This is a genomic window from Evtepia sp. (assembly GCF_056797215.1).
The window spans coordinates 1-8,732 of the sequence record NZ_JBQILM010000050.1 but is presented as its reverse complement, the minus strand read 5'-3'; the positions used below and the strand labels follow the sequence as shown (position 1 = coordinate 8,732).

Genomic DNA, 8,732 nt, shown 5'->3' with positions numbered 1-8,732 from the left:
GGGTCATGATCTCCAAAAGGTTCTTGGATGCCTTGGAATCCAGGGCCCCGGTGGGTTCGTCGGCCAGCAGCAAGGACTGTCCCGCCACCATAGCCCGGGCACAGGCCGCCCGCTGTTTCTGGCCCCCAGAGACCTGGTACGGGAACTTGGGCAGGATATCCATAATATCCAGCTTCTTTGCCATCTCCCGCACTTGGGCCCCCACCTGGGCTGGGTCCATGTGGTTCAGGGCAAGGGCCAGGCCAATGTTCTCCTCAATGGTCAGAGTATCCAATAAGTTAAAATCCTGGAACACAAAGCCCAGTCGTTCCCGGCGGAAGCGGGCCAAGGCCTTGGCGGGGAGCTCGGAGATATCCACCCCATCCAGCAGGATTTGTCCCGCGCTCACCGTGTCGATGGTGGAGATGCAGTTGAGCAAGGTGGTCTTGCCGCTGCCGGAGGCCCCCATAATGGCGATAAATTCCCCCGGTTCCACCTGGAAGCTCACACCGTCCAGAGCTTTGGTGACGTTGTTTTTGCTCCCGTAGTATTTTTCAACCTGTTTCACTTGCAGCATACGTCCTGCCTCCTTTCCCCTCTAGGATACAACAAAAGCAGGGGCGGTGGTATCGAAACGATATGGCCCTTCCTTACAGTTTTGTAAGAAATGCCATCACACCTCCGCCCCCGCCGTGGCAGGAAAGGTCAGCATCACCTGGGTCCCCTCCCCCTCCTGGGAGGTAATCTGCAAATCCAGCTCCAAAAATGCCGCCAGCTTACGGCAGAGATACAGGCCCATCCCCGTGGAACCGCCCCGGAGGCGGCCATTGCTGCCGGTAAACCCCCGCTCGCACACCCTGGGCAGCTCATGGGCGGGGATGCCCATGCCATTGTCCGCCACTGTCAGCACCACCTTCTGTCCCAGGGGGCGGGCAGAGATGCAGATCACCGGGGCCCGCCCTCGATAGCGGGCGGCGTTTTGTAAAATCTGGCCTAAGAGGAAGGCTGTCCACTTCTCGTCGGTGTATACGGTGCAGTCCAACCCCTCCGTCTCCACCCGGATGCCGCTTTGGATCAGCAATGCCCGATGGGCCTGGATGGCCTGGGAGACGATGGCATCCAGGGACCCCTGCCGGATCACGCAGTCCCGCTCTGGGCTCTCCGCCCGGGCGTAAAAAAGGGCCCGCTCCACGTGGGCCTCCACCTGGGCCAGCTCCTGGGTAAGTTTTCGGCGTTTGTCCCCTTCCAGGTCCCGGCAGAGAAGCTGGGCGGCGGTAATGGGGGTCTTGATCTCATGGACCCACGCCTCAATGTAGTCCCGATAGGCCCGCTGGGCCGCCTGGGCCTGGGAGACCGCCTCCAACATAGATTTCCCGGAACGGCGGGTGAGATCAAAGAGCTTGCGCTGGTAGTGGTCCTTGGGAGTGGGGATACAGGCGGAGAACAGGTATTTTTTCTCCAAGCCCTCCAAGATGGCTTCCAGCTCCGCCAACTGGGCCCGGAGCCGGAGGAACTCCACGGTATAGGCCCCCACAAACACCAGCAGGAAGCCCAGGGCCAAGAGGGCCACCACCCCCGGCCGGGTCCCCGTGGCCATGAGGAACAGTGCCGCGACGGCGGCACCACACAGTGTCCCCACCCCACGCCCCAGGCGGTCGGACAAAAATTCCCACAAAGTCATAGCTGATACCCCATACCCCGGCGTGTCTTGATGCAGCCGGGACAGCCGATGCTGTCCAGCTTGGCCCGCAAGCGGGTCACGTTCACGCTGAGGGTGTTGTCGTCGATATAGATCTGACTGTCCCAGAGGGCCTCAATGAGGTCGGCGCGGGAGACGATCTCCCCGGCGTGGCGGAGGAGATGTGCCAGGATTTGCAACTCATTCCGGGTGAGCTCCGCCTGGCGCTCCCCTGCCCACACCTGGCCCTTGGCCAAATCCAGGCGCAGGCCAGCGGCCTCCAAGCGCTCCGGCTCCGCCTGTCCGCCGCTGCGGCGGAGCACCGCCCGGACCCGGGCCAGAAGTACGGGGATATTGTAGGGCTTGGTAATATAGTCGTCGCTCCCCAGGCTCAAGGCCCGGAGCTCGTCGGTCGTGGAATCCCGGCTGGTGACGATGACGATGGGCAGCTTGCTGCGTTTGCGGATGGCAGCGCACAGGGCCAAGCCGTCCCGGCCTGGCAGCCCTAAGTCCAGCAGGAGCAGGTCGGCATTCTGGGCGCAGACCTGGCCGGGGACGTCTGTAAACGTCTCTAAGGCCAGAGCCCGGTAGCCCTCATTCTCCAACAAAAGCTGCAATTCCTCCCGGATCACCGGGTCGTCCTCTACAATTAGGATGGTCTGCATGGCCTGTCCTCCCGTCACAGTCTCAAAAGTTTTTCCAGCGCCCCCCTCCCCTGCTGGGTCAGCAGGGGGTGAACCACACACCAGGCGTGGCGGCGGTAGCCCATGTTTTCCTCTCCACCGGCCCTCTTTAACTCAGAAAAGGAGGCCCAATAGGCACTGGAAAAATACAGCAGCTCCGCTGTGTGGGCGTACTCCCCAGAGTAGTCCTCGTCCCGGACCAGCCCGGCGGCGTGGAGGGACACCAGCGCCTGCTCTAGGTTCTCCGTAATCTCCCGGCAGCGGGCCCGCTGTTTCCTGCCAATTTCCGGGGAAATCTGCCCCAGTTGGGCGTGGGAGAGAAAGAAGAAGCGGTTATCTTGGACAACCTGTTGGATGTCCAAAAACACCAGGTCCAATTCCCCTATGGTTTGGGGCGTTTTGAGGGGCAGGGGGTCTCCGCCCTCAGCAATGAGGGCCTCCGCAATGCCCTCCTTCTTTTGAAAGTGGTAGCTCAGGTTCCCTTTGCTGATGCCCACAGACCTGGCGATATCTTGGAGGGAGACCCCGTTGTAGCCCCGCTGGTTGAAGAGCCGCCGGGCGGCGTCTAAAATCTCCTGGCGGGTGTCTCTCATGGCGCTTCTCCGGTGGCCTGCGCCTGGGCGGCTTCCAGCTTGGAGAGGTTCTTCGCCTCCCGCAAGCCCACCCAGAGCACCACGATGGCGGTGAGCCCGTCGGAGATGGCCCCCGACAGGAGCACCCCGTCAATCCCCAAAAACCTGGGCAGCAGGAGCAGCAGGGGGATGAGCAAAATGCCTTGCCGGAGCACCGCCAGCCAGAAGGCCCGGTTGGCCTTGCCCATGGCGGTACAGAAGTTGGAGGTAATGGGTTGGAGGGCATTCAGGAAAAGGCAGGCGAAGAAAATGTGGATATAATGGGCCCCAAAGCTGTAAAACAATTCATTATCCGAGCCGAACATCCGCAAAATCTGCCGGGGGAAAATCTGCACCAGAAGGAACGCGGCCACAGAGATGATGGTGCCGTAGCGCAGGACGGTCAAGTAGGTCTCCCGCACCCGACCGTATTGCTTCCGGCCCAGGTTGAAGCCGTAAATGGGCTGGCAGCCCAGGGCGATGCCAATGACGCTGGACAGGAGCACAATGGTGATTTTCCCCACCGCCCCGGCAGCGGCAATGGTCACCTCGCTGCCGTACACCGTCAGGGCCCCGTAGGTTTTCAGGCCGTTCATCTGGATGATCTGGGCGATCATAGCCAGGACATGGGTGGTAAAGACGGCAATGCCCAGGGAGAAAATGGTGCCGGTCTCCGCCATTCTGGGGCGCAGGTGCCGTGGGGACAGGGTAACGCTGTGGAAGCGTTTGAACATGTAATATAGTGCCAGAATGGTGGACAGAAGCTGGCCTAGAAGGGTTGCCAGGGCGATCCCCGTCATGCCCATGTCAAACACGAAGAGGAACAAGGGGTCGAACACCATATTAAATACTGCCCCTGCCACCAGCACATAGCTGGCGAACTTGGGGCTGCCATCCGCCCGGATGAAGTAAGACAGGCCCGAGGAGAGGATGCCAAAAAAGAGGCCGATGCAGATCAGCCGGGCGTAGGGGGCGGCGTAGGGCATGATGAGCTCCGTTGCCCCGAAGAGGTAGAGCATGGGTTCCATGAACACAGAGGTGATGATGGAAGCGGCCGCCCCCAGGAGCACCATCCAGCCGATGGAGGTGCCGATTACCTTGGCGGCCCCCTCCTGCTCCCCCTTCCCCAGGAGGATGCTGAACCGGGCAGCGGCCCCGATGCCCAAAAGGGTGGACAGGGCGATGATGACAGAGGTCAGCGGGAACACGATATTGGTGGCGGCGATGCCGTTGTCGCCGATGCCCCAGCCTACAAACACCTGGTCCACGATGTTATGGAGGGCGCTGACTAACTGGGTAATGATGCCGGGGATGGCGTATTTCCAAATGAGGCTTTTGATGGGCGCGGTGCCCAGGGGGTTGGCGGGTGCTTGTGGTTGCATAGCGAAGCGCTCCTTTCGTTTTAGGCCGTTCGTCCTAAAACGGATTATAGGACGAACGGCCTAAAAAGTCAAGGTTTTTCGGCGTGATATCACGAAATAAGGTAAAATATCCCCATTCTATGTTGGGAGGTTTTTTTATCATGTCGTATAGCATATCAAAGTTAACTGCCTTCGCCGCCCATCTCCGCCAGGAGGAACGGGCCGTGGGGACGGTGGAAAAGTATTTGCGGGACGTGGGTGCCTTTGGGCGCTGGTTGGCAGGGCGGGTGCTCAGCAAGGAGGCGGTTGCACTGTGGAAGGGGACCCTGGTGGCGGAGGGCTACGCCCCAGTGACCGTCAATGCCATGGTGGCGGCAGTCCACGCCTACCTCCGCTTCATTGGGCGGGAGGACTGCCGGGTGAAGTTCTTAAAAGTGCAGCGCCGCCTGTTCCGGGACGCCAGGCGGGAGCTGAACCGGGCCGAGTACGCCCGCCTTCTGGACACCGCCCAACGCCAGGGTCAAGAACGCCTGGCACTGCTGATGGAGACGATATGCGCCACAGGCATTCGGGTCAGTGAGCTGCGGTACATCACCTTGGAGGCGGTGCGGCTGGGACGGGCGGAGATCGCCTTGAAGGGGAAAATCCGCACCATCCTCCTCCCGGGCAAGCTGTGCCGGAAGCTGCGCAAGTATGCCAGGGCAGAAAAAATCGCCTCCGGCGAGCTGTTCCTCACCAGAAGCGGGACCCCCATCCACCGCCGCCAGGTCTGGGCGGAGATGAAACGGCTCTGTGCCAAGGCGGGGGTGGAGCCGGGGAAGGTGTTCCCCCATAACCTCCGCCACCTCTTTGCCACGGCTTTTTACCAGCACTGCAAGGACTTAGCCCGGCTGGCGGACGTGCTGGGGCACACCAGCGTGGACACCACCCGGGTCTATCTCCTCACCACCGGCGGTGAACACCGGCAGGCGTTGGAGCGTTTGGGGCTGGTCACTTAGGCAAACAAAAACAATAGTTTGTCCACGGCAGGAACTGGCTCTACGCCAAAAGCCATAGAAAAGCGACGAAAAGCTGGGGTATTTTTTCTCGCATTTTGAAAAATGGGCACACTGGCAAAAGCCGCAAAAAGCATTTGTTTTGTGGCTTAGTCTATTGTGCAAAAATATAGAAATTCAGCTTGTTTTTTCAAAAACAGCGTGGTATAATTTCCTTGCAGTATGGCGTTTGCACCAGCTTTTCCCAAATTGGCGCAAACAAAATATTGTTTTTGTCCCGCAAATTCAGCAACAGGCGGTGATGCGATGAAAAAAAGCTTCTACGACTACTGCACGCAACAGCGGCAACTGGCGCTGCTGCAACAGTGGGACGTAGAACGAAACGGACCCCTGACCCCCCAGAGCGTCTCCTTCGGCAGCCATCGCAAGCTGTGGTGGCAGTGCGAAAAGGGGCACCAATGGCAGGCGGCGGTGAAGTCCAGGGTCAGCGGCGCGGGGTGTCCCCACTGCGCCAACCGGGTGCTGCGCCCCGGTGAGAACGATTTGGCCGCTGTATACCCGGACCTGGCCCAGCAATGGGACCAGGAAAACCTACCCCTGACCCCGGTGCAGCTCTTGCCTGGGTCCCGAAAGAAAGTTTGGTGGCGCTGTGAAAAGGGCCACCGGTGGCAAGCTATGGTGGTGTCCCGCACCAGAGGCACAGGTTGTCCCGTCTGCGCGGGGAAACTGGTCCTCCCTGGCGAGAACGACTTAGCAAGCCACTATCCTGCCCTGGCCCAGGAGTGGGCCAAGGACCGCAACGGCGACCTGACCCCAGAGAACTGTTCCCCTGCCAGCAACCGGAAGGTCTGGTGGCGCTGTCCCTTGGGGCATGCCTATCAGGCCACCGTGGCCGCCCGGACGGCCCAGGGCTCTGGCTGTCCCTACTGCGCGGGGCGGCGGGTGCTCCCCGGCTTCAACGACCTGGCGACACTGGAACCCAGGGTCGCCGCAAGCTGGCACCCCAGCCTCAACGTCCCCCTGACCCCGGACCGGGTTTCGGTGGGTAGCCGCCACAAGGCGTGGTGGCTCTGCGACCAGGGGCACGTCTGGAAAACGGCTGTGTACTCCCGCACCGGCAGGGAGAAATGCGGCTGTCCGGTTTGCGCCGGACGGGGAAAGCGCCCACGGCGCTATGGTTCGCTCCCCGGGGAGCAAAGCCCGGGAAACGCCGGAAATTAAATTATCATGTAAGGAGGAAACTACGACATGAGAAAGAAATTTTTGTCCCTCATTTTAGCTCTGTGTATGGTGATGTCTTTACTTCCTATGACAGCGTTTGCGGCTGCGCCTACAGGTCTTACTGTATCTACTAATCCTGTTGATAGTACAGCAGTAAATGGAGAAGTTGTTTTAACGATTACAATGACCCCGGCTGATTCTGATACAAGCAGCGGAAAACTTCTTTATAAAGTTGTAGATGCTGTAGCAGACACTGAGAGTGGGGAGGGAGCCACCAAAGCTCCTGATGCTCCTGAGGTAAAGGAACAAGCAATTACCATAGCCAATGTTGGAAAGACAGGCGATTGGCAAGAATACGATACCAATGATAAGCAGATTAAAGCAGTTGATGGTCAATATGTGCTTGCCGTCTATGTAGAGGCCAATAGTGATGGCACTACATATGATATTAAAGTTAGTGCTGTGTCTGCAAGTCCTGTCGAAGATGGCGTTGGCGATTCCACTAATGTTCCCGTCACTAATGTGACCGTAACCCCGGAAACCCTGTCCCTGGAAGTTGGGGAGACTGGCAAACTGACCGCTACGGTTATCCCTGAAAATGCTACCAACAAAACTGTGACTTGGACATCCAGTGATGCAAATATCGCTAAAGTAGAAAATGGTACTGTCACTGCGCTTAAAGAAGGTACAGCAACCATTACTGCTACCACAGAAGATGGTAACAAGGCTGATACTTGCACAGTTACTGTTACTGCGGCAGTACAAAAAACTACGCTGACAGAGGCTATGTTTACAGTTGAGGCTGGCGATAAAGAATTCACTGGTTCGCCAATCACCAAAACTATTTCTGGCAAGAACGGCACAACTGACCTGATTCTGGATCAGGATTATACTGTTGAATACAGCAACAATACCAATGTTGGTACCGCAACAATTACTATCACCGGTAAGGGTAACTACGAGGGTACTGTCACTGTTACTTTCACAATCACCGCAAAAAGCATTGAGGGTGCTACTGTCGACCCGATTGAGGATCAGACCTACACTGGTAGCGCCATCTCTCCTGCTACCACTGTGACCCTCGATGGCAAAACACTTGTTGCTGGCACCGATTACAGTGTGTCTTGGACAAACAATACCAATGTGACAGGCGATTCCGCTAAGGCAACCGGCACCATCACCGGAACTGGTAACTATACCGGTACTGCGACTGCTAAGGCTGAATTTGCTATCGTTGCTGCTCCCATCACAGGTGTGACTATCTCTTCCAATACTGCTGCTGGTGCGGCTGTGGCTGTTGGTGATGTCTTGACCGCAGCTGTTTCCCCTAATGATGCCACCGTTACTTATGAGTGGTATAAAGGGGAAACCAAGATTGACGGACAATCTGCTGCAACATATACTTTGGTAGAGGGTGACACCTCCATTACCGTAAAGGTTACTGGCACTGGCAACTATACTGGTGAGAAAGAGAGCAACGCCATCGTAGTTGGCAGTAAGAACCTTAACGTTGACTGGATTCAGGCGATTGATTCTGTCACCTATAATGGGGAGGCTCAAGAGCCTGTCGTTGTTGTTAAGGTTGATGATGAAACCACTTTAACTAAGGACACCGACTATACTGTAGCCTATAGCAATAACACCAATGCAGGCACTGCTACAGTCACTGTGATTGGTATGGGTAGCTACAGTGGCACTGCAACAAAGGACTTTACAATTGAACGGGCGGAAGTTACGCCTCCTGCTAACACTGCAAGTGTAGCTGTGAATGCTAGCACTGACATTACCATTAACACCGATGGCGCGATCACGGCTACCAGTGGTGACCCAGAAACTGTTACCGTGGTAGAAGGTACTGGTAAAGTCACTATTACTGGCGTGAAGGCAGGCACTGCTACTGTGACTATCAATGCTGCCCAAGGAACCAATTACAAAGCACTGAGCGAAACTACTGTGACTGTCACCGTTACTGACAGCACTGGCGGCGGCAACAACGGCGGCGGCTCCAGCGGTGGTTCCACCACCCCCACACCTCCCCCCGAAGAACCCGATCCCAATCCCCCCTCCGCCGGTGAGGACGTGACCCAGACCGTGACCCCCGACATCAGCGAGGGCACCGCTTCCGCCACCGTGGACAAGGAAACCGCTGACAAGCTGGTCTCCGACGCTGTGGACAACAAGAGCGAAAACGTCACCGTGAAGGT

General features: G+C 57.7%; 8 protein-coding genes. 3 read left to right on the top strand and 5 right to left on the bottom strand.

Translation table 11 applies throughout. The features are described 5' to 3' along the window. The 5 genes from ACTOZL_RS09670 to ACTOZL_RS09650 all read right to left on the bottom strand — a co-directional run. On the bottom strand, positions 1-556 hold a 556-nt coding region (locus ACTOZL_RS09670; RefSeq protein WP_482478166.1), incomplete at its 3' end, for an ABC transporter ATP-binding protein. Between the two features lie 96 nt (positions 557-652). Next, on the bottom strand, positions 653-1,660 hold the full coding sequence (locus ACTOZL_RS09665) for a sensor histidine kinase (RefSeq protein ID WP_482478165.1): 1,008 nt from the start codon (positions 1,658-1,660) through the stop codon (positions 653-655). Then, positions 1,657-2,322, bottom strand: a complete 666-nt coding sequence (locus ACTOZL_RS09660; RefSeq protein ID WP_482478164.1) for a response regulator transcription factor — start codon at positions 2,320-2,322, stop codon at positions 1,657-1,659. Before ACTOZL_RS09660 ends, ACTOZL_RS09665 begins: the two co-directional genes overlap by 4 nt. A 14-nt stretch (positions 2,323-2,336) precedes the next feature. Then, the gene (locus ACTOZL_RS09655; RefSeq protein WP_482478163.1) at positions 2,337-2,933 is read right to left on the bottom strand and encodes a TetR/AcrR family transcriptional regulator; all 597 of its coding nucleotides are present in this window, start codon (positions 2,931-2,933) and stop codon (positions 2,337-2,339) included. Next, positions 2,930-4,333, bottom strand: coding sequence for an MATE family efflux transporter (locus ACTOZL_RS09650; protein WP_482478162.1), 1,404 nt, complete (start codon positions 4,331-4,333; stop codon positions 2,930-2,932). Before ACTOZL_RS09650 ends, ACTOZL_RS09655 begins: the two co-directional genes overlap by 4 nt. Before the next feature lie 140 nt (positions 4,334-4,473). On the opposite strand from ACTOZL_RS09650, the gene ACTOZL_RS09645 reads away from it, so the two are divergent. From ACTOZL_RS09645 to ACTOZL_RS09635, 3 genes are all read left to right on the top strand, one after another. After that, a complete protein-coding gene (locus ACTOZL_RS09645) occupies positions 4,474-5,310 on the top strand; it encodes a tyrosine-type recombinase/integrase (RefSeq protein ID WP_482478161.1) in 837 nt (278 codons plus the stop codon). 303 nt (positions 5,311-5,613) lie between these two features. After that, the gene (locus ACTOZL_RS09640) at positions 5,614-6,528 is read left to right on the top strand and encodes a zinc-ribbon domain-containing protein (protein WP_482478160.1); all 915 of its coding nucleotides are present in this window, start codon (positions 5,614-5,616) and stop codon (positions 6,526-6,528) included. 27 nt (positions 6,529-6,555) lie between these two features. Then, positions 6,556-8,732, top strand: a 2,177-nt coding sequence (locus ACTOZL_RS09635; RefSeq protein WP_482478158.1) for an Ig-like domain-containing protein, incomplete at its 3' end; no start/stop codon positions are given.

Coding starts and splice junctions, on each gene's coding strand:
- ACTOZL_RS09655 (WP_482478163.1), bottom strand. CDS start 2,933: ATGAGAGACACCCGCCAGGAGATTTTAGACGCCGCCCGGCGGCTCTTC.
- ACTOZL_RS09640 (WP_482478160.1), top strand. CDS start 5,614: ATGAAAAAAAGCTTCTACGACTACTGCACGCAACAGCGGCAACTGGCG.
- ACTOZL_RS09665 (WP_482478165.1), bottom strand. CDS start 1,660: ATGACTTTGTGGGAATTTTTGTCCGACCGCCTGGGGCGTGGGGTGGGG.
- ACTOZL_RS09645 (WP_482478161.1), top strand. CDS start 4,474: ATGTCGTATAGCATATCAAAGTTAACTGCCTTCGCCGCCCATCTCCGC.
- ACTOZL_RS09650 (WP_482478162.1), bottom strand. CDS start 4,333: ATGCAACCACAAGCACCCGCCAACCCCCTGGGCACCGCGCCCATCAAA.
- ACTOZL_RS09660 (WP_482478164.1), bottom strand. CDS start 2,322: ATGCAGACCATCCTAATTGTAGAGGACGACCCGGTGATCCGGGAGGAA.